Raw genomic sequence first — 18,676 nt, 5'->3', positions numbered from 1 at the left:
GAATCCCGCTTGCCTCGCCAGAATCGAGAACGTCGCCCTCACGATTTCGCCACCTGCGCCACCAGGAAATCCGCCGCCGCCTTGACCCGCATGGGCTGCCTGCGCATGGGTGCATGGAGCAGGTGCGCGACCTGGGACGGCCCTACCCATTGCGGCAGCAGGCGCACCAGCTTGCGCTGCTGCAGGAGCTCATCCACCATCCACGACGGCTGCAAGGCGATTCCCGCCCCGGCACGCACGGCTTCGAGCATGGCGACGGCGCTGTTCACGCGGTAGCGCGCGGGCAACCCCACATTCACGTTGCCGGCAGGTCCGCTGAGGACCACCACATCGTCGCCTCCCGCATAGCGCAGGTAGTTGTGTGACTGCAGGTCCTTCGGCTCCTGCGGCCGGCCGCTGCGCGCCACGTACTCCGGCGCGGCGACCACGTAGCGAGGCCACACGGCCAGCGGGCGGGCGACCATGTCGGGAGGCAGTGATCCGCCTATGCGCAAGGCGAGGTCGATGCGCTCTTCGACCGGGTCGACGAAGCGGTCCTCCAGCATGAGGTCGATCTCGAGCAGGGGAAAGGTGTCCAGCGCCCGCAGCATCAGCGCGTTGAGGCGCAGCATGCCGATCGCCACCGGCGCGGAAATCCGCACCAGGCCCTTGGGCTGATGCGATCGCGAGGCGAGGTCGGCCACCGCCTCCTCATAGCCTGCCAGCAGTTCCCTGGCGCTCACCAGGAAGCGGCTCCCCTCCTCCGTGGGCACCACGCGCGAGGTGCTTCGCTCCAGCAGGCGCACGCCCAAGGAATGCTCCAGCGCAGCCACCAGCTTGCTCACCGTCGGCTGTGTGGTGTGCAGCTCGCGCGCGGCAGCAGAAAGACTGCCCAGTTCGGCGGCACGTACGAACGCATTCATGGCTTCAGGCGATCCACGACTCATTCCATTCTTGAAGAGGACTTCTTCGATTCTGGCGGGTTCTCGTCGCCTCCTGAATGACCCAAAGTGAAGGCCATGAACTACCAACGACTGCTTTCCATGCATCACCACGCGGCGCGATTCGCCAGCGCCTCCCTGATTGCCGCCGCGGCGGCCCTCTCCTGCGCACATGCCGCGCCTGCCATGCCCACACCCGGCGCTGGTACCTGGACGCCCACGTGGATCGCGGCCCCGGAGCCCACGTGGGGACCGGATTTCGCGCTACCGGTGGGCATGCCCCTGCAGCTGGAGAACGTCACGCTGCGCCAGAACCTGCGCGTCAGCCTGGGCGGCGACCAGATCCGGCTCGTGATCAGCAACGCATACAGCGACCGCCCGCTGAAGATCGGTCGCGCCCATGTCGGCGTGCAAGGCGGCAAGGCAGGCTTTGCCACCTTCCAGGGCGCGAGCAAGATCACGGTGGCCGCCGGCGGCAAGGCGGTGAGCGATCCGATCGCGCTGCCGCGGCGCGCGCGACTGCCGCCGTTCACCCCGCCCGGAGCGCCGGCAGGCGCTGCAATCCGTTCATGCTCGAAACCAGGATGATGGCCGCCTGCAGCACGAAGCCGGCCGCAGCCATCCACAGGCACGCCGGCTCGCCCCACAGGCTGCCGATGACCGCCCCGATCCCCGCACCCACCGGGCGGGCGCCGGCATTCACCGTCAGGAACACCGAACCCACCCGTCCGAGCATGGCGCCCGGCGTGATCGCCTGGCGCAGCGTCGTGGTGCTGATCGTCCACACGATGGGGCCGGCGCCGAACAGGAAGAACGAAAGAGCCGCGAGCACGCCGCTCGGTACGACCAGCGTGCCCAGCATCGCTGCGATGGCCAGCACCGAGACGGCCGGCCCGAGCTGGATGGCGCGGCCAAAAGGCATGACCGCGATCACGCGCCGCGCCAGCAGCGCGCCCAGCACCATGCCGGCCCCATAGCAGCCGAGGGTCACGCCGACTGCCTGCGCAGAGAGGCCGAGGAAGCGCACCGCATAAGGCACGTAAGCGGCCTGCAGCACGAACCACGCAATGTTCCATGCCATCCCGGTCAGGAGGATGGGCCGCAGCAAGGTATCGCTCCACACGAACTGCGCGCCCTCGCGGATCTCGAGCAGCGCGTGCCGCGCAGGCGGCCGCGCGCGCGGCGGCTCCGCGAGGCGCCACAGGAGGAGCACTGCCGCGACCGAGAGCATGACGGCCAACACGAAGGCCCACGACGCACCCGCCCAGGCCACCAACGCCCCCGCCAGCGCGGGTCCGCCCGCGTATGCGGCACTGCGCGCGAGTTCCAGCCGGCCATTGGCGTGCGCATGCTGCGACGGCGGGACCAGCGCAGGCACGATGGCCGGGGCGGCGACGGTGAAGCCAACGGTCCCCAGCGCGCCGATGAACCCGAGCCCCGCGAGCGGGATGAAGCTGATGCTGGACGTGGCGACCATCAGGAGCAGCAGGAACAGCGAGATGGCGCGCAAGGTTTCGGACGCCAGCATCACGTGGCGGCGCGGCACGCGGTCGGTGAGCAGGCCCACCGGAATGGACAGGAGTAGAAAAGGCAGCGTCTGCATGGCCCCCAGCAGCCCGATCTCGCCGGCTCCGGATCCGAGCGCGAGCACGGCCACCAGCGGCACCGCCGCCAGGCTCAATTGCTCCGCCGACTGCGCGCAGAGGTTGGCTGCCGCGAGCAGCCTGAACGCGTGGTTCTTCATGCCCGGGATCATGCCCCGCGCGCAGCGGGGGCCGCTCGCCGGTTCCGGACATCCGAATGCGTAGCGTTCACCTCGCCAAGCGCGTGGGCCTGGCGCCGAGCGGGCACTGTGCGCCGCATCAGGGGGTTCGGGCAATCGCATCGAGCCACGTGGCCGGGCCTGGACTGCGTTCCAGCTCTCGCCGCCACGCGACCAGCCCCTGAGCACTGCGCAGCAGGTTGGTGCCTCGCGAACCGCGCGCGCTGTTTCCCTCGCTGTAGCCTTCAGTCCTGTTCCGAGACGGCGCAGCGCGCCTGCGGCGGTATGAAGGAGATTCTGGCTGCAACTCGCGCCCGACCTCGAGCGAGCAGGAGGTAGATGACGGCCATCTCTCGCATGGGGCGCCGCCACCACTCCCACCGATCGCGGCCGGTCACGGGCAACTCAAAGGGACTCACGGCGGGCCGCAGCGCAGTCGATTAGGAAAGTGTGTGATGGTCGTCGAAGCAGCTGTCGAAACGCTTCCGCCGCTTGGACGATCCTCTACCCTCCCCGGCGGGGGTACCCTCGTCACCACCTGGCGCGAAACCGAAAAACGGAATTTGAGGAGCCCGTCATGAACTCCCCGATGCGGACCCGCCGCGTTCTTCTCGCCGTCCTATTGCTGCTGACGCTCTGGGCTGCGTCGACTGGGGCGCAGACTCTCGACCCCGACGCGACCCGCGCTATGGCGGACCGGAACAAAGACCTCACGTTTCCATCCGAGCCGCGTGAGCCGTCGCTCTTTGCTCGAACCAGCAATGTTATCTGGAGGCCCGCTGGCAGCGGGCCCTTCCCCGCGGTTGTCATTCATCACAGCTGCGGCGGCATCCGCGCCGAGATATGGGACTGGGCGAGCCGCGCGGTAAGAGAGGGGTACGTCGTGATGGTGCTCGATAGCCTCGGCCCGCGCGGCGTCAAGCTCAACTGCACGCCGCCGACAGCAGTTTCAATACAGCGCGGGGTGAAGGATGCGTTCCAGGCACTGGAGCACTTGCAGAAGCTCCCGGCGGTCGACCCGAAGCGGGTCGTACATCTCGGTTTTTCGTGGGGCGCCATGGTTGGAGAACTCGCATCCAGCGCCGAAGTTGCATCGATTCTCTCGGCTGGACCCCGGTTCGCGGCTGTTGCGTCTGCCTATCCCATTTGCCATCTCCCGGCGTCAAAGACGTTCCCCAACGACTTCGATTTCCTGAGACACGACGTCGACACGCCATTGCTCCTGCTTTTAGGAGAGGACGACACGGAAGCTCCTGTGAAATTCTGCACGCCCCAGCTGGAAGCCCTGAAGGCTAAGTCAGCTCCCGTGGAATGGCACGTTTATCCGAACACAACGCATTGCTGGGATTGTTCGAGCATGGACAACTTCAGGAAAACAGACTTTCAAGGCAACTCCGTTGTCTACCGATACAGCGCTGATACGACCGAGGACTCCGCCAAACGCATCTTCGAATTCTTCGCGCGCGCGCTTGCACACACGCAGAAGTAGATTTCCTCGCCATCGCCGCTCCTGACGGCTGCTTCCGACCCCAAGCAGACGTGCGGAGGTTTCAGGCCTCGACATATCTGGTCAATTCAGGAACTACGACTGGGACGCCCCTGTCGCCCGCGCAGCAGGACTGAAGCCTCCTACAGCGCCCCCGGCAGCTCGCGAACCAGGAACTCGTACACCGAGCGGATGCGCCGGTTCGAGCGGATTTCCCGGTGCACGACCAGCCAGAGCGGCAGGCTGGGGATCTTCAGCCCCGGAAGCAGCCTCGTGACCTGCGGGTCCGCCCGCGACAGGTAGTCGGCGACGAAGCCGATGCCGATTCCCGCACGCACCGCCTGCCACTGCGCGATCAGGTCGTCGGTCCGCAGCACGAGTTGCTCCTGCGCGACGGGCAAGCCCGCCGCCCGGAATCCTTCCTGCACGGTCTCGTCGCGGTCGCCCGCAACCAGCGCGTGCTGCACCAACTCCGCCGGCTGGCTTGGCGTGCCTCGCCGTGCCAGGTAGTCGCGATGCGCGCAGGCCGACAACGCGACGCGGCCAATGCGGCGCGCCACGAGGCTTTGCTGCTGCGGCTGCACCATGCGCAGCGCGATGTCGGCTTCGCGCCGAAGCAGGTTGCTCACCGCATTGCTCACGACCAGTTCCACCTGGACCTGCGGAAGTGCGAGCCGCATGCGCGCAAGCAGCGGCGGCATGACGAAGCACGCGATCGGCTGGCTGGCGCTGATGCGCACGCTGCCCGCCTCCGTCGCGTCGCGCGCGGCCAGCTGGCGAGACACGGCCTCGGCCCCGCCCTCCATGGCACGCGCCGCCTGCGCGACCCGCAGCGCGGCCTCGGTGGGTACAAGCCCCCGGCCGGTGCGCTCGAACAGCACCGTGCCCCATTGGCGCTCCAGCTCCGAGATGTGGCGACCGATCGTGGGCTGCGCGGCGCCCAGGGCGCGTGCCGCCGCGAGCAGGCTGCCGTGGTCCAGGGCCGCGAGGAAGGAACGGACCAGGTTCCAGTCGAAGCGGGTATTCATTGCTGCATAGCTGGTGTAGAAGTCCATGCAATTGTGCGAGACCAGGCCGCTGGCCACAATGGCGCCATTCCCTCACGCAAGGAGAACGGCATGGATCGACGCAACTTCCTTCGCATCGCCGGCGGCGGTGTGGTGCTGGCCGCGGCCGGCGGTTGTTCCGAGGCGCTGCCCGCCGGCGCGCTCACGGCATGGAAGGGCCCTGCTGCCGGCGAGACGGAACTGCGGCGCTGGGTGCTGTCGTACGCACTGCTCGCTCCCCACTCGCACAACCTGCAGTCCTGGCGCGCGGACCTGTCGCGGCCGGGAGAGATCCTGCTGTCGTGCGATCTCGCTCGCACCTTGCCCGAGACCGATCCCTTCGGCCGCCAGATCGTCATGAGCCACGGCACCTTCCTCGGGTTGCTGGAGCTGGCGGCCCGCGAGCGCGGACACCGGGCGGAGATCGAAGCCTTTCCGGAAGGCGTGTTCGGGCCCGAACGCCTGGACACGCGGCCGCTCGCGCGCGTGCGGCTGATCCCGGATGCGGGCGTGCGGCGCGATCCGCTGTTCGCACAGGTGCTGCGTCGTCACACGAACCGTGAGGCCTATGCCGAGCGCGCCCCCTCGCCCGAGGGGCTGCGCGGGATCGCGGATGCAGCGCAAGCGCCCGGCTTGCGCGTGGGATTCACGAGTGGCGATGCCGCGCAGCTTGCCGCGCACCGGCGCCTCGCCTCGAAGGCGTGGCGCATCGAGCTCACGACGCCGCGGACCATCCTGGAGTCGTACAAGTGGCTGCGCATCGGCCCGTCGGAGATCGAGCGGCACCGCGACGGCATCTCGATCAACGCACCCATGCTGCGCCTGGTCGATGCAATCGGTCTGTTCGACCGCACCAAGGCCCCGGCGCCCGGCGACCGCGCCACGGTGCAGCAGCTGGAGGACTTCGACCGCAAGATCGCGACGACGCCGGCGTTCTTCTGGCTGGTGAGCGAGGGGAACGACCGCATCACGCAGCTGCGTGCCGGCAGTGCCTACGTGCGCGCGCAACTGGCGGCCACCGCGCACGGCCTGTCCATGCAGCCCCTCTCGCAGGCGCTGCAGGAGTATCCCGAACAGGCCAGCACATACGCAGGGATTCACGCACTCGCAGGCGCGAAACCCGGGCAGACCGTGCAGATGTGGACCCGCCTCGGCTACGGGCCGGTGATCGCCCCTGCTCCCCGCCGCGGACTGCAGGCACAGCTCGTCGGTGCCTAGGGCCTCGCAGCCCTCCCCTAGCGATACGCGTGCTTCACGCGCAAGCCGCGCACGGCGTCGAGGTCGGGAGCGACGCCCAGGCCCGGCTCTTCACAGAGCGTCACGGCGCCTTCCACGACGGCCGGGTACGGGCGTGCCAGCAGCTCGCGCAGCGGATTGGGATTGGCGTCCACTTCCACGTAGCCGGCGCCGCCCACGGCCGCCTTGAGGTGCATGCTGGCGACGAGGCCGATGCCGCCGCCCAGCCAGTGCGGGCAGAACATGCGGCCCGCGCCCAGCACGGCGCGAGCGACCGGCAGGCAGCCGCTGAAGCCGCCCCACTTGCCCAGGTCCGGCTGGACCACCGCGAAGGCACTGGTGGAGAGCGCTTCCGCGAACTGCGCGTGCCCGCGCATGTTCTCGCCGGCAGCAAGCGGGATGGGGCTCCGGCCGGCCAACTGCACCCATTCGGACCACGGCCGGTCTGCGGGGATCGGCTCCTCCATCCACTGGAGCCGGAAGTCGGCGAGGCGCCGCGCCATCTCCGCGGCCTGGTCCACGTCCCAGGCCTGATTGGCGTCGACCATCAGGGTCGCGTCGTCCCCGAGCAGGTCGCGCAGGCCGCGCAGGTTGGACGCGTCGCGCTCTGCCCCGAAACCCACCTTCAGCTTGAAGGCACGGAAGCCCTCGTCGCGCTTGGCCGCGGCCAGGCGCTCCGGCTCCGTGGGATTCAGGCCGGAGGCGTAGACGCCGATGCGGTTGGTGCCGCCGAACAGGCGCCACAGCGGCTGCCCGATGCGGCGCGCGACAAGATCCCACAGCGCGATGTCGGCGCCCGCGATCGTCTGGGCGATGGTGCCGGGTTCGCCGGTCTGGATGCCGAGGACGTGCAGGCGCTTCGACACGGCGTCGAACGCCTGCTCCGGCGTGTCCCACGCCCGCTCCAGCAAGATGGGCGCGACCGCCGATTCGAGCAGGCGCGCGCGGTGCTCCGCCCCCACGCTCGGGAAGTTGCACCAGATCTCGCCCCAGCCCACCGCCCCTTCAGTGTCCTCGACGCGCACGAGCACGGCGGGACGGTCGTGCATGATCCCGAAGGAGGTCTGCACGGGCTGCTCCACCGGGACGCGGAACACGAGGGCTTCCACCTTGGCGAGGCGGAACGACGCGAGGCCGGCGGCGTCCCCGGCGATGCTTGTCATTGCCTGCTGCTTCACTGCTTCTGCGCCAGGCCCAGCTTGTCGATCAGGGCGCCGTACGCTTCGGACTGGCTCTTCGCGAAGGCCGCGAAGGCGGCGCCCGATTGGTACGCCGGCGGGGTGTCGACGCGTTCGGCGGGCGTGACGTAAGCTTGCGTGCCGATGGCCTTCTGGCAGGCCGATTCCAGCGCGGTTCGCACCTGCGGCGGCAGCCCCTTCGGCGCGATCAAGCCGCCCCACACGCCGGCCGGCGTCATCGTGAACCCGGCCTCGGCCATCGTCGGCACGTCCGGGAAGTTCGCCACGCGGTGGTCGGCGAACACGGCCAGCGGACGCAGGCCGTATTGCTTCGCGATCGTGGGCGTCTCGTTGAACAGCATGACCTGCCCGCCCTTCAGCGCGGTCACCATCTCCCCCGTGCTCTTGTACGGCACGTGCAGCGCCTGCGCGCCGCCCTTGTCCATGAGCATGGCCATCGCGAGGTGCAGGATGGTGCCGGTGCCGGAGGAGCCGTAGGTCAGCTTGCCCGGGTGGGACCGCGCATAGCCGATCACGTCCGCCACCGAGTGGAAGGGCGAATCGGCCGGGACCAGCATCATCAGCGGCACGGAATAGGTGCGGCAGATGTGGTCGTAGTCCTGGTACGAGTAGCCGGTGTCGCGCAGCGCGGGCTGCAGCACTTCCGGGCCGATGACGGACAGGCCGATGGTGAGGCCGTCCGCTTTCGCGCGCTTGAGCAGCGACATGCCGATGGCGCCCCCGGCCCCGCCGCGGTTGTCCACCACCACGGTCCCGTGCAAGGCGTCGGCCAGGGGCTGCTGGAGCAGGCGCGCCATGATGTCGGAGGTGCCGCCCGGGCCGAACGGCACGATCATCGTGATCGGCCGCTGCGGATAGGCATCCCCGGCCAGGGCGGCGGCCCCGAATGTGCAGGCGAGCACGCCGGCGGCGAAGGTGGCAAAGGTGGCGAAGGCGCGGCGGCGCAGGTTCATGCTTTTGGTCTCCATCAGTACACGCTGCTTTCGAATCCCTTGGCCAGGCTGGGCTGCAGCGCCTGGATGAAGGCGGTGGCCTGGCGCATCATCATTCCCATGTCCGAGGCCACGGCCACGAACGAATAGCCCTGGGCGACGAAGCTGGACACCATCTCGGGCGTCGGCCCGACGATGCCGCACGGGATGCCCACCTTGCGGCAGCGCGCCGCGACATCGGCGATCACGGCCTGCACCTCGGGGGCGGCGACGTTGCCGATGAAACCCATGTTGGCCGAGAGATCCCCGGGGCCGAGGAACAGCGCGTCGACGCCGGGCACGGCGGCGATCTCCTCCAGCGCCGCGACCGCCTTGGGCGTCTCGAGCTGGATCATGGTGAAGACGGAATCGTTGGCGCGCTTGCCGTAGTCCTTCGCGGTGCCGTAGCCGCTGGCGCGGTGCACCGCCGCGAAGCCGCGGACGCCCTCGGGCGGGTACTTGGCATAGGAGACGGCGCGGCGCGCATCCTCGGCGGAATCCACGAACGGCACCATCACCGTCTGCGCGCCCATGTCGAGCGCGCGCTTGAACAGCACGGGGTCGTTCGCGGCCAGGCGCGTGACGGGCATCGCATTCGTGCCGGCCATGGCCTGCAGGATGCCGATCGCGTCGCGGTCGTCGACCGGCACGTGCTCCAGGTCCAGCACGAGCCAGTCGAAGCCGGCGCGGCCCATGGCCTCGGCGGTGCTCGCGGCACCCGACATGAGCCAGGTGCCCAGCGGCGCGCCGGGCTTCTTCAGTCGTTCACGGAAAGGGTTGACCAGGAGGTCGGTGGGGGCGGGCATTTGTTCCTCGAAGGGTTCAGTAGATGGGAGGTTCGGGCGTCGGTGCGTTGCCGGAAAGCAGCGCGAAGTCACAGCCCTCGTTGGCCTGCGTGACCTGCTGCTGGTACAGGCGCGTGAAGCCGCGGGCATACGGCTGCTGCGGCGGCTTCCAGGCGGCGCGGCGTTCGGCCCATTCGGCTTCGGTCAGCTGCACATCCAGCCGGCGCGCTCCGATGTCCAGCGTGATCAGGTCGCCGGTGCGGATCAGCGCGAGCGGTCCGCCCACGGCCGATTCCGGCGCGACGTGCAGCACGCAGGTGCCGTAATGCGTGCCGCTCATGCGCGCATCGGAGATGCGCAGCATGTCGCGCACGCCCTGCTTCAGCAGCTTCTTCGGGATGGGGAGATTGCCCCATTCCGGCATGCCGGGGCCACCGACCGGGCCGCCGTTGCGCAGCACGAGGACGGTGTTCTCGTCGGCGTCGAGGTTCGGATCGTTGACCGCCGCCAGCATCTCGGCGTTGGAGTCGAACACCAGCGCGCGGCCGGTGTGCCGCAGCAGCTTCGGGGTCGCCGCCGAAGGCTTGATGACCGCGCCGTCCGGGCAGAGGTTGCCGTGCACGACCGCCAGTGCCATGGACGCCTCGGGGCAGTCCGGCGGCGCGACCACCAGCGGCGAAGCGGGGTCGCGGATCACGTCGTCGTCGCTGCAGGTGTGGCCCGCGATGTTCTCGCCCAGGCTGCGCCCGGTGATGGTCTGGGCGGTGAGGTCCAGTTCACCGGCGATCCTGTTCAGGAGCGCCGGCAGGCCGCCCGCGTAGTGGTAGTCCTCCATCAGGCGGTTGCCCGAGGGGAACAGGTTCGCGATCACCGGCACGCGCCGGGCGATCGCATCGAAGTCTTCCAGCCGCAGTTCGATGCCGGCGCGGCCCGCCATCGCCGGCAGGTGCACGGCCGCATTGGTCGAGCCGCCCAGCGCCATCCAGGCGGCGATGCCGTTGAGGAAGGACGCGCGCGTGATGAAGCGGGAGGGCTTCAGGTCCTCCCAGACCATCTCCACGGCGCGCTTGCCGCAGGCCCAGGCCATGCGGGAATGGCCCGCGTCCATGGCGGGGATGCTGGTCGCGCCGGGCAGCGTAAAGCCCATGGCCTCGACGATGGACGTCATCGTGCTGGCGGTGCCCATCGTGTTGCAGGTACCGGGCGCGCGGGTCATGCGGCCTTCCAGCGCGATCCATTCCGGCTGGTCGATGGCACCGATCGTGTACTGCTCCCAGTACTTCTTCGTGTGCGTGCCGGCACCGACGGTCGCGCCCTTGTAGCGGTCGTTGAGCATCGGCCCGGCGGGACAGAAGATCGCCGGGATGTCCATGGACAGCGCGCCCATCACGAGGCCCGGCGTCGTCTTGTCGCAGCCTCCCATCAGCACGGCGCCGTCGAGCGGCAGGCTGCGCAGGAGCTCCTCCGCCTCCATGGCGAGGAAGTTGCGGTACAGCATGGTGGTCGGCTTGACCATCACCTCGCCGAGGCTTAGCGCCGGCAGCTCGAACGGATAGCCACCCGCCTGCAGCACGCCGCGCTTGACGGCCTGCGCGCGCTCGCGCAGGTGCGCATGGCAGGGCGACAGCTCGCTCCAGGTGTTGATGATGCCGATCACGGGGCGGCCCATGAACTCTTCGCGCGCGAGTCCCTGCTGCTGCAGGCGTTGCCGGTGGGCGAAGCCGCGGATGTCGTCGCTGGCGAGCCAACGCTGGCTGCGCAGTTCGGCCAGCGTCTTGCGGATGGGAGCGTTCATGCGGCTTCCCGATTACTGCATCGTCAGGCCGGCCTGCCTGACCAGGCCCGCCATCGCAGCGGTGTCCTTCTTCAGCAGGTCGGTGAACTGCTGGGGCGTGGAAGACAGGACCTCATAGCCCTGGTCTTCCAGCGGCTTGCGGAAGCCGGGCGACTGCAGGATCGCCACCATCTCCTTGTTCAGGCGCGCGACGATCGGCGCCGGCGTGCCGTGGCGCACCAGGACGCCGTTCCAGACGTTGGTGACCACGCCGGGGTAGCCGAGCTCGGCAAACGTCGGCACGTCCGGCAGCAGCAGCGAGCGCTTCGTGTCGGCGACGGCCAGCACGCGCACCTTGCCGGCCTTGTGCATGGTCACGACCGCCGGCAGGTTGTGGAACATCAGCGGGATCTGCCCGCCCATCACGTCCTGCAGCGCCGGCGGGCCACCCTTGTACGGCACGTGCAGCAGGCGCACGTCCGCGGCATTCTCGAACTGCACGCCCGTCAGGTGCATCGTGTTGCCGTTGCCGGCCGAGCCGAAGGCGATGGCGCCCGGCTTGGCCTTCGCGGCGGCCACGAGGTCGGCGACGTTCTTGTACGGCGTCTGCGGCCCGGCCACCAGCACGTTGGGCATCGTGTGCGTGAGGGTGACCGGCTGCAGGTCCTGCAGCGGGTCGTAGCCCATCGAGGTGTACAGGTGCGGGTTGATCGCGAGGTTGCTCACCGAACCGAGCACCATCGTGTACCCGTCGGCGGGCTGCTGGCGCGCGACCCACGCGGCGCCAAGATTGCCGTTGGCGCCCGCCCGGTTGTCCACGAGCACGGGCTGGCCGAGCCGCTGCGAAAGCGCGTTGCCAAGGGCGCGGGCGAGCTGGTCGGCGACGCCGCCAGCGGGGTAAGGCACCACGAGCGTGAGCGGCCGGCTCGGCCAGGCATCGGCGGCGCTGGCCGGCGTTGCCGGCAGCAGGCACGTCAGACACAGGCTTGCGAGCAGCGCGTGCAGGCGGCGGCGGGTTTTCAGCATGGTTGCTTGTCTCCAGTCTTCAGGGTTGAGCGTTGCCCTGCCCCGGAACACCAGGCCAGGCAGCGAGCGGGGCGCGCGGGGCGCCCCTTCATTTCCGGGCGGCGGTCTCCCCGGGCGCCGCGAGCAAGTCCATGCTCAGGCGCACCATGTGCGAGGGATACACGACCACCGCGGCGTAGACGACGACGCCGGCGTCGTCGGTGAGTACGCGGCGCACTTCGGCCACCGGCGAGCCCGGCGCGATGGACAGGTGCTTCGCCTCAACCAGATCCGCGCAGCGAATGCTCAGGTCCTGGCGCGCGCTGGCGATGTGCAGCTTCCTGTCGGCATGCATGACCAGCAGGGCCGGCTGCTCCATGAACGCCTTCCTGTGCCGCTTGAACAGGGCCGACTCGATCGACAGGTCGATCACGCAGTACGGCGCGCCTTCGTGCACGTGCAGGCGCTGCATGCGCACGTACTGCCTGGCGGGCATCCCGTCCGCGGGCAGTTGCACGTCGGGCAGGCCTGCGTGGTCGTCGATGTTCAGGACCTTGGGTTGCACCGAGGCCAGCGTGCCCAGGAGTTCGTCGAGCGTGGTCGCGATGCGTACCCAGCGCTGCGACTGCGGCTGCGCCTGCACGGTCGTGCCGATGCCACGCTGGCGGCGGATCAGGCCTTCCTTCTCCAGCAGCTGCATGGCTTCGCGCACGGTCACGCGCGAAGCGCCGAATTCGTCCATGAGCACCGGGATCGCCGGCAGCGTCTGGCCTTGCCGCCAAACCCCCATCTCCAGGCGCGAGCGCAGCACCTGGTACATCTGTACGTACTTGGCCTGGGGGCCGTTCAGGGACGCGTGGTTCACGAAAGGGATGATAAATAGGACGTTAAGATCATAGCAGGTCCAAAACGGCTGATCCGTAGGTCCCTGGTTCGAGCCCGGTCGGGGAGACACCAAAACCAAAGGACTTAGCCTCTCGGGGCTGGGTCCTTTTCCTTTGCGTGCAGGGTCACGTGACCGGCGTGCAAGGGAAAGCCCTGAAGCGGACCCGCCGCCCGCCGGCGTACCTTGGCTGCCCGCATCCGCCCCAGGGGACCGCCATGTTCCGCATTGCTGTGTCGAAGTGGATCGCCGCATTCGCCGCGCTGGCGCTGCCGGTCGCGAGCGCGCTGGCTGACGACTATCCCAGCCGCTCCATCGCCCTGGTCGTGCCTTTCGCCGCCGGGGGGCCGACCGACACGCTGGGGCGCATCCTCGCCGAGCGCATGACCCGCAGCCTGGGGCAGACGGTGGTGGTGGAGAACGTGACGGGAGCGGGCGGCGTCATCGCGAACTCCAAGGTGATCAAGGCCGCGCCCGACGGCTACACGGCCATCATCGGCCACCTCGGCACCCACGTGCTCGCGCCGGCCGTGCAGGGCCTGCAGACCGACTACCTCAAGGAGTTCGAACCGGTCGCGGTGGTCGCGACCAACCCGGAGGTGATCGTGTCGCGGCTGGACGTGCCCGCGAAGAACCTGCAGGAACTCGTGGCCTGGGTGAAAGCGAATCCGGGCAAGGTGTCGTACGCGAGTGGGGGCGCGGGGACGCCGTCGCACATCATGGCCGAGGACTTCAGCCAGAAGGTCGCGCCGCTGAACATCGTGCACTACCGCGGCGCCGCACCGGCGATGCAGGACGTCGTCGCGGGCCACGTCGATCTCTCGTTCGACCAGGCGGCCACCGGGCTGAACTTCGCGCGCTCCGGCAAGGTCCGCGCCTACGCGGTGACTTCGCCCACGCGCGTGCCGTCGGCGCCCGAGATCCCGACGGTCGACGAGGCCGGCCTGCCCGGGTTCTACATGTCGGTCTGGCACGGCATCTGGATGCCCAGGGGCACGCCGCCGGAGGCCATCGCGCGCTTCGACACCGCGGTGCGCGAGGCGCTCGCGGACCCTGAGGTGCGCAGGCGCTTCGCGGAGCTGGGGCAGGAGATCCCGCCGCCCGAACAGCAGACACCGCGCGGACTCGCCGCCTTGCACAAGGCGGAGACCGAGAAGTGGGTCCCGATCATCAAGTCGGCCAACATCCACGCGAACTGAGCGCGCAGCGGTGCGCCGGCGACACGCTCGCCGGCGCGTTCTTCATTGGGCCGCCGGCTGTGCAGACTGCTTCGCGACGGCGGTCGTTTCCTTGCGCCGGATGATGCTCGCGCGGCGCTCGTCGTCCTTGTAGTAGTAGCCGCGCTCGCCGTTGCGCCAGGTGCCGAGCCACAGCATGTTGCCGGAGATCGCGTCGTGGTCGCTGGCGGAGAAGGCGCGGTCATAGGTGCTCACCACGCCGCGGTAGATGTTGCCGGGGTTCTCCAGCGCATGCTTCAGCGCGGGCCCGCTCAGGTCGCCCTTGGAGTCGAACATGGCGCGCAGGAGCAGGTTCACGCTGTCATAGGTCTGCGCCGCCGACATCATCGAGCCGATGGGCGTCTCGTTGCTGACCTTGGCGTAGTGGCGCACGAAGGCGCTGTTGCGCTCGAGGAAGAAGTTCGGGACGACCGTCTGCACCATGGCCGTCCCTTCCACGCGCCCCTGGGAGGTCGCGAAAGCGGAGGCGTGCGACAGGCCCCACGGTCCCAGTTGCGGCACCTTCCAGCCGACCGCCGCGCGCGCCGCGGAGATCACGCCCTGCTCGGGTCCGACGGTCCAGCCGATCAGCGCATCGGCGCCCGAGGCTTTCAGCTGCTGCATCTCCGGCTCGAGGTTCTGCACTCCGAGCTTGAAGCGCACGACGGCTGCCGGCTTCAGACCGGCGCGGGCCAGCGCCGCTTCGAGGTCCTTCAGGCCGGCGTCGCCGTAGCCCGAGTTGTCCACCAGCAGCGCGACGTGCGTGAGGCCGCGTCGAACGACCTCGTCCACGAGGAACTGCGTCTGCAATTGATCGCGGGCGGACATGCGGAAGATGTAGCTGTCGGCCGGCGGATACTTCGCCGTGATCGCCGTGCCCGTCGCGCAAGGGACGATCAGCACGCTCTTGTTGGACTGGAAGACATCCAGCGCCTTCATCGCGACGCCGGTGTTGCAGAAACCGATCGTGGCGGCGACCTTCTCACTGTTGACGAGTTCCTGCGCGAGCTTCAGGCCGGTGTCGTTGTCGGCCTTGTCGTCGCGAACCACCAGTTCGAGCTTGCGCCCGAGATAGCCGCCCACCTCGTTGATCTCGTCCACCGCCACCTGGGCGCCCACCCGCGCGCTGTTGCCCATGTCGGCGGAGCCGCCCGTCAGCGGGAAGATGATGCCAATGCGAATCGGCGGGGCCGGCTGGGCCCGGACGGCCAGCGACATGGCAGTGCCGGCCAGTGCAAGGAACAAGGCTGCGCGCTTCATGAGACCCTCCTGTTTGGATGTAACCGAAAGTTACGTTTGAACAGGTGGGCGGGCAAGGACAAAAGTCCCGGCCACGCGCTGGCCAGCCGCGATGTGTCAGCCAGCCGGAAGAAAACCGCTTAGTCGCGCTGAGGGAGTGCGCGTAAGGCCCGGTCCATTTCGGTGAACACGGGGTTCCGGATGGAGGCCAGCAAGGCGTCGTCGCCCGGGCGGGCGCTGAGGGCCGCCGTGAGGTAGGGCACGAGGCTGTGCGCGCCGAAGCCCCAGCGGCGGCCTTCGGGCATCAGCCGCGGACGTTGCTCGTGGGGACGGGAAGCGCGCATCATGGCAAGGGGACGACGAGTGTCGCACAGCTACGCGCGACGCACCACCTCGATGTTGCGAGGCGAAGTAAACGCGTGAATCCTGCGCAGTCGCGCTGCAGGACGCGGTCAAGCGAGAGTGAGCAGCAGGGCCACCGCCGTCCAGACCAGGAGCGATGCGCCGGCAGTGAACCACAGCGCCGCGTCGTCGAACTCGCCCGTGTGCGTTTCCGCCGGCATGCCCCAGGCCAGGAAAACGGGGGCGTGGAGGTCGTTGCGGACTTCGCGGCGGTCGTCTGCCATGGCGGCTCCTTTGAGGGCTATGGGCCGGATGCTAGGAAGGCAGGCGACGGGCTGCTTGTGGGAGGAATTCCTCACGCCGCGTAGTCACGCGTTGCGCGTCGCCGAGAGAGCCCGCGTCCGACAGGCCGGCGGGCAATCCGCCTACATGCAATCGCTGCCTCAGCGATACCGTGCATGGGTCATCAGGAGAAGCTCATGGCGAACGCAATCTTCAGCATTCCCATCCGACTGAAGACCCGCGAAGACCGCCGCTATGCCGAGCGGTTCGAGGCGGCCATGCCGATCCGCGTCGACGGTCAGCCAGGCACCACTCGCGACCTGAGCGCCAGCGGCCTGTCCTTCCACGCGAAGCGCCCTTATGCCCCGGGTGCGCTGCTGGACGTCGTCATCGAATACCTGCTCGAAGGCGAGCGCTACCCGCTGCAATGCCAAGCCCAGGTCGTGCGCAGCGTGCCCGATTCCACCGGCTTCACCATAGGCGCGCGGCTGCTGCCGCACTCGGAGGTCACGACGGTCTCGCTCGGCGAGAAACGCCTGCCGATCGGTCCCGCGCTGCGCAGCGCGCACTAGCGCGGCGGTGCGGGAGCAACGTCCTCCTCGCTGTCGAAGATCGGCCCGATCAGCCGCGCCGCGACACCGGTCTTGCGGGCCTGCGCTTCGACCCGCACGACCTTGCCCTCGCAGAGCAGGCGATGCATGCGCCCACGCAGGTGATATTCGATCGTGAAGTCGACAAGAGCACCCGGGACCGGTTGCACGTCGGTCTCGAAGTAGACACCCCGTGCGCTGATGTTGTGGGTGGTTCCTGTCCCACCCGCGAGCTGCACGGGCATCCGGGTGTCGAACCGGACGGAAGCGCGCTGCTCGAGCGTCCCCCGTCCTGCTTTGCTGCGAGCCATGGGCTTCCTTATCAACCGCGTTGGCTGTACGGTAGACGCAGTCCATGGCAGGTTTTGTAGGTCAGCAGCATGAGCGCGACGTCAGCGGCGGCGTACACCCGCGTCGCGTCGACCACGGCGGCACAATGCATGGCGATGCACCTGCCCTGGCTCCAACCCGGCGACCCGTTTCCCGACCCGTCCCAGGCCTGGGACCAGCAGCAGCCGGCTCCCGGGCTGCTGGCTGCCGGCGGCGCGCTGGACATCGACAGCCTGCAGCGTGCGTATGCGCGCGGCATCTTTCCGTGGTTCAGCGAGGGCCAGCCCATCCTGTGGTGGAGCACCGATCCGCGCATGGTGCTGTTCACCGAAGAGTTCCGGCTGCACCGCTCGTTGCGCAAGACCGTGGCGCGCTTCGCCTCCGATCCGCGCAACGAGATCCGCTTCGACGGCGACTTCCACGCAGTGATCCACGCATGCGCCACCAGCGAGCGTCCCGGCCAGTCCGGCACCTGGATCGTGCCGGCCATGGTGTCCGCGTACGAAGCCTTCCACCGGGCCGGGTTCGCGCACAGCGTGGAGACCTGGATCGATGGACGCCTGGCCGGCGGGCTCTACTGCGTCGTGCTCGGGCGGGCCGTGTTCGGCGAGTCGATGTTCACGCGCGCGCCGGACGCGTCGAAGATCGCGCTGGCTGCGCTGGTCGCCTGGTGCCGCCAGGCCGGGGTGGTCGCGATCGACTGCCAGCAGAACACGCGGCACCTGGCCTCGCTCGGCGCACGCGAGATCCCGAGAGCGGAATTTGTGCAACACGTGGCCACGCAGTCGCGACTGCCGCCTGCCCCATGGCGTTTCGAGCCCGTATACTGGAACGCACTCCTGCCGCACACTTCACAGGCGTGACGCACCTCAAGGACCTTCCGCTCCAGACGCTGCAGTTCTACGCGACGGCGCCGTATCCGTGCAGCTACCTGCCCGGCAAGCAGGCGCGGTCGCAAGTGGCGACGCCCAGCCACCTGATCCACAACGACGCCTACTCGGACCTCGTCACGAGCGGGTTCCGCCGCAGCGGCATGTTCACCTACCGGCCCTACTGCGACGGTTGCCGCGCGTGCGTCCCCTTGCGGGTGCTCGCCGAGCTGTTCAAGCCCAGTCGCAGCCAGCGCCGCGCCTGGAAGCAGCATGCGAACCTGCAGGCCCGCGTCCTGAAGCTGTGCTTCGTCCCCGAGCACTACCACCTGTACCTGCGCTACCAGACGGGCCGGCATGCGGGCGGCGGCATGGACCACGACAGCATCGACCAGTACACCCAGTTCCTGCTGCAAAGCCGGGTGAACTCGCGGCTGGTCGAATTCCGCGACACGCTGCCAGACGGCGGCCCGGGCACCCTGCGCATGGTGTCCATCCTGGACGTGCTGAACGACGGCATCTCCGCCGTGTACACGTTCTACGATCCCGACCCCGACGCGAGCTACGGCACCTACAGCGTGCTCTGGCAGATCGACCAGGCGCGTCGGCTCAAGCTGCCGCACGTGTACCTCGGGTACTGGATCGACGAGAGCCCGAAGATGAACTACAAGGCCCGCTTCGAGCCGCACGAGGTCCTCCTCGACGGGGAATGGCGCGCGGGCTGAGTCGAAAGCAATTTC

Annotated in this window: 20 protein-coding genes; 7 read left to right on the top strand and 13 right to left on the bottom strand. The window is 68.8% G+C overall.

The features are described 5' to 3' along the window. Window positions 1-38: 38 nt before the first annotated feature. Window positions 39-902 carry a LysR family transcriptional regulator gene (locus tag JJB11_RS10825; protein ID WP_201964761.1) on the bottom strand — a complete coding sequence of 288 codons (864 nt, stop codon included), beginning with the start codon at window positions 900-902 and terminating at the stop codon, window positions 39-41. A gap of 96 nt (window positions 903-998) precedes the next feature. Between JJB11_RS10825 and JJB11_RS10820 the strand changes: the two genes are divergently transcribed. Next, window positions 999-1,508, top strand: a complete 510-nt coding sequence (locus JJB11_RS10820; protein WP_201170262.1) for a hypothetical protein — start codon at window positions 999-1,001, stop codon at window positions 1,506-1,508. On the opposite strand, the gene JJB11_RS10815 is transcribed toward JJB11_RS10820, so the two are convergent. Continuing rightward, window positions 1,450-2,664, bottom strand: a complete 1,215-nt coding sequence (locus JJB11_RS10815; protein ID WP_201170259.1) for an MFS transporter — start codon at window positions 2,662-2,664, stop codon at window positions 1,450-1,452. The two genes, JJB11_RS10820 and JJB11_RS10815, sit on opposite strands and share 59 nt — an antisense overlap. 595 nt (window positions 2,665-3,259) lie before the next feature. On the opposite strand from JJB11_RS10815, the gene JJB11_RS10810 reads away from it, so the two are divergent. Then, window positions 3,260-4,171, top strand: a complete 912-nt coding sequence (locus JJB11_RS10810; protein WP_201170256.1) for a dienelactone hydrolase family protein — start codon at window positions 3,260-3,262, stop codon at window positions 4,169-4,171. Window positions 4,172-4,311: 140 nt separating this feature from the next. On the opposite strand, the gene JJB11_RS10805 is transcribed toward JJB11_RS10810, so the two are convergent. Continuing rightward, the gene (locus JJB11_RS10805) at window positions 4,312-5,223 is read right to left on the bottom strand and encodes a LysR family transcriptional regulator (RefSeq protein WP_201964760.1); all 912 of its coding nucleotides are present in this window, start codon (window positions 5,221-5,223) and stop codon (window positions 4,312-4,314) included. A 63-nt stretch (window positions 5,224-5,286) separates the two neighbouring features. On the opposite strand from JJB11_RS10805, the gene JJB11_RS10800 reads away from it, so the two are divergent. Next, window positions 5,287-6,432, top strand: a complete 1,146-nt coding sequence (locus tag JJB11_RS10800) for an Acg family FMN-binding oxidoreductase (protein WP_201170254.1) — start codon at window positions 5,287-5,289, stop codon at window positions 6,430-6,432. Between the two features lie 17 nt (window positions 6,433-6,449). Here JJB11_RS10800 and JJB11_RS10795 read toward each other — a convergent pair whose 3' ends face one another. From JJB11_RS10795 to JJB11_RS10770, 6 genes are all read right to left on the bottom strand, one after another. Then, on the bottom strand, window positions 6,450-7,613 hold the full coding sequence (locus JJB11_RS10795) for a mandelate racemase/muconate lactonizing enzyme family protein (protein ID WP_201170252.1): 1,164 nt from the start codon (window positions 7,611-7,613) through the stop codon (window positions 6,450-6,452). Window positions 7,614-7,624: 11 nt separating this feature from the next. Then, entirely contained in the window at window positions 7,625-8,602 is a 978-nt protein-coding gene (locus JJB11_RS10790) for a Bug family tripartite tricarboxylate transporter substrate binding protein (protein ID WP_201170250.1), read from the bottom strand. Window positions 8,603-8,616: 14 nt separating this feature from the next. Then, entirely contained in the window at window positions 8,617-9,426 is an 810-nt protein-coding gene (locus JJB11_RS10785) for an HpcH/HpaI aldolase family protein (RefSeq protein ID WP_201170248.1), read from the bottom strand. Window positions 9,427-9,442: 16 nt separating this feature from the next. Next, window positions 9,443-11,200 carry an L-arabinonate dehydratase gene (araD, locus tag JJB11_RS10780; RefSeq protein WP_201170246.1) on the bottom strand — a complete coding sequence of 586 codons (1,758 nt, stop codon included), beginning with the start codon at window positions 11,198-11,200 and terminating at the stop codon, window positions 9,443-9,445. A 12-nt stretch (window positions 11,201-11,212) separates the two neighbouring features. Further along, window positions 11,213-12,205: a Bug family tripartite tricarboxylate transporter substrate binding protein gene (locus tag JJB11_RS10775; protein ID WP_201170244.1), complete on the bottom strand. Its 993-nt coding sequence runs from the start codon at window positions 12,203-12,205 to the stop codon at window positions 11,213-11,215. Between the two features lie 88 nt (window positions 12,206-12,293). Further along, on the bottom strand, window positions 12,294-13,049 hold the full coding sequence (locus JJB11_RS10770) for a GntR family transcriptional regulator (protein ID WP_201170241.1): 756 nt from the start codon (window positions 13,047-13,049) through the stop codon (window positions 12,294-12,296). A gap of 236 nt (window positions 13,050-13,285) precedes the next feature. Between JJB11_RS10770 and JJB11_RS10765 the strand changes: the two genes are divergently transcribed. Then, entirely contained in the window at window positions 13,286-14,266 is a 981-nt protein-coding gene (locus tag JJB11_RS10765; RefSeq protein WP_201170238.1) for a Bug family tripartite tricarboxylate transporter substrate binding protein, read from the top strand. Between the two features lie 42 nt (window positions 14,267-14,308). Here the strand turns inward: JJB11_RS10765 and JJB11_RS10760 are convergent, their stop codons facing one another. The 3 genes from JJB11_RS10760 to JJB11_RS10750 form a co-directional block, all read right to left on the bottom strand. Then, window positions 14,309-15,544, bottom strand: a complete 1,236-nt coding sequence (locus tag JJB11_RS10760) for an ABC transporter substrate-binding protein (RefSeq protein ID WP_201170235.1) — start codon at window positions 15,542-15,544, stop codon at window positions 14,309-14,311. A gap of 119 nt (window positions 15,545-15,663) precedes the next feature. After that, a complete protein-coding gene (locus tag JJB11_RS10755; RefSeq protein WP_201170231.1) occupies window positions 15,664-15,870 on the bottom strand; it encodes a hypothetical protein in 207 nt (68 codons plus the stop codon). 105 nt (window positions 15,871-15,975) lie between these two features. Beyond that, on the bottom strand, window positions 15,976-16,149 hold the full coding sequence (locus JJB11_RS10750; RefSeq protein ID WP_201170228.1) for a hypothetical protein: 174 nt from the start codon (window positions 16,147-16,149) through the stop codon (window positions 15,976-15,978). Window positions 16,150-16,344: 195 nt separating this feature from the next. Between JJB11_RS10750 and JJB11_RS10745 the strand changes: the two genes are divergently transcribed. Next, window positions 16,345-16,719 carry a PilZ domain-containing protein gene (locus JJB11_RS10745; protein WP_201170225.1) on the top strand — a complete coding sequence of 125 codons (375 nt, stop codon included), beginning with the start codon at window positions 16,345-16,347 and terminating at the stop codon, window positions 16,717-16,719. Here JJB11_RS10745 and JJB11_RS10740 read toward each other — a convergent pair. Then, window positions 16,716-17,048 (bottom strand): PilZ domain-containing protein, encoded by a 333-nt coding sequence (locus tag JJB11_RS10740; RefSeq protein ID WP_201170222.1) that lies wholly within the window; start codon window positions 17,046-17,048, stop codon window positions 16,716-16,718. The genes JJB11_RS10745 and JJB11_RS10740 overlap by 4 nt on opposite strands. Before the next feature lie 129 nt (window positions 17,049-17,177). Between JJB11_RS10740 and aat the strand changes: the two genes are divergently transcribed. Next, on the top strand, window positions 17,178-17,930 hold the full coding sequence (gene aat, locus JJB11_RS10735) for a leucyl/phenylalanyl-tRNA--protein transferase (RefSeq protein WP_201170564.1): 753 nt from the start codon (window positions 17,178-17,180) through the stop codon (window positions 17,928-17,930). Continuing rightward, on the top strand, window positions 17,927-18,661 hold the full coding sequence (locus JJB11_RS10730) for an arginyltransferase (protein ID WP_201170219.1): 735 nt from the start codon (window positions 17,927-17,929) through the stop codon (window positions 18,659-18,661). Before aat ends, JJB11_RS10730 begins: the two co-directional genes overlap by 4 nt. The last annotated feature ends 15 nt before the right edge of the window (window positions 18,662-18,676 follow it).

The organism is Ramlibacter ginsenosidimutans, from assembly GCF_016654015.1.
GTDB classification, from domain to species: Bacteria; Pseudomonadota; Gammaproteobacteria; order Burkholderiales; family Burkholderiaceae_C; genus Ramlibacter; species Ramlibacter ginsenosidimutans.
This window is presented reverse-complemented; position numbering and strand designations above follow the sequence as displayed.

Coding starts and splice junctions, on each gene's coding strand:
- JJB11_RS10785 (WP_201170248.1), bottom strand. CDS start 9,426: ATGCCCGCCCCCACCGACCTCCTGGTCAACCCTTTCCGTGAACGACTG.
- JJB11_RS10820 (WP_201170262.1), top strand. CDS start 999: ATGAACTACCAACGACTGCTTTCCATGCATCACCACGCGGCGCGATTC.
- araD (WP_201170246.1), bottom strand. CDS start 11,200: ATGAACGCTCCCATCCGCAAGACGCTGGCCGAACTGCGCAGCCAGCGT.
- JJB11_RS10760 (WP_201170235.1), bottom strand. CDS start 15,544: ATGAAGCGCGCAGCCTTGTTCCTTGCACTGGCCGGCACTGCCATGTCG.
- JJB11_RS10745 (WP_201170225.1), top strand. CDS start 16,345: ATGGCGAACGCAATCTTCAGCATTCCCATCCGACTGAAGACCCGCGAA.
- JJB11_RS10810 (WP_201170256.1), top strand. CDS start 3,260: ATGAACTCCCCGATGCGGACCCGCCGCGTTCTTCTCGCCGTCCTATTG.
- JJB11_RS10775 (WP_201170244.1), bottom strand. CDS start 12,205: ATGCTGAAAACCCGCCGCCGCCTGCACGCGCTGCTCGCAAGCCTGTGT.
- JJB11_RS10815 (WP_201170259.1), bottom strand. CDS start 2,664: ATGAAGAACCACGCGTTCAGGCTGCTCGCGGCAGCCAACCTCTGCGCG.
- JJB11_RS10755 (WP_201170231.1), bottom strand. CDS start 15,870: ATGATGCGCGCTTCCCGTCCCCACGAGCAACGTCCGCGGCTGATGCCC.
- JJB11_RS10795 (WP_201170252.1), bottom strand. CDS start 7,613: ATGACAAGCATCGCCGGGGACGCCGCCGGCCTCGCGTCGTTCCGCCTC.
- aat (WP_201170564.1), top strand. CDS start 17,178: ATGGCGATGCACCTGCCCTGGCTCCAACCCGGCGACCCGTTTCCCGAC.
- JJB11_RS10805 (WP_201964760.1), bottom strand. CDS start 5,223: ATGGACTTCTACACCAGCTATGCAGCAATGAATACCCGCTTCGACTGG.
- JJB11_RS10800 (WP_201170254.1), top strand. CDS start 5,287: ATGGATCGACGCAACTTCCTTCGCATCGCCGGCGGCGGTGTGGTGCTG.
- JJB11_RS10765 (WP_201170238.1), top strand. CDS start 13,286: ATGTTCCGCATTGCTGTGTCGAAGTGGATCGCCGCATTCGCCGCGCTG.
- JJB11_RS10790 (WP_201170250.1), bottom strand. CDS start 8,602: ATGAACCTGCGCCGCCGCGCCTTCGCCACCTTTGCCACCTTCGCCGCC.
- JJB11_RS10750 (WP_201170228.1), bottom strand. CDS start 16,149: ATGGCAGACGACCGCCGCGAAGTCCGCAACGACCTCCACGCCCCCGTT.
- JJB11_RS10740 (WP_201170222.1), bottom strand. CDS start 17,048: ATGGCTCGCAGCAAAGCAGGACGGGGGACGCTCGAGCAGCGCGCTTCC.
- JJB11_RS10825 (WP_201964761.1), bottom strand. CDS start 902: ATGAATGCGTTCGTACGTGCCGCCGAACTGGGCAGTCTTTCTGCTGCC.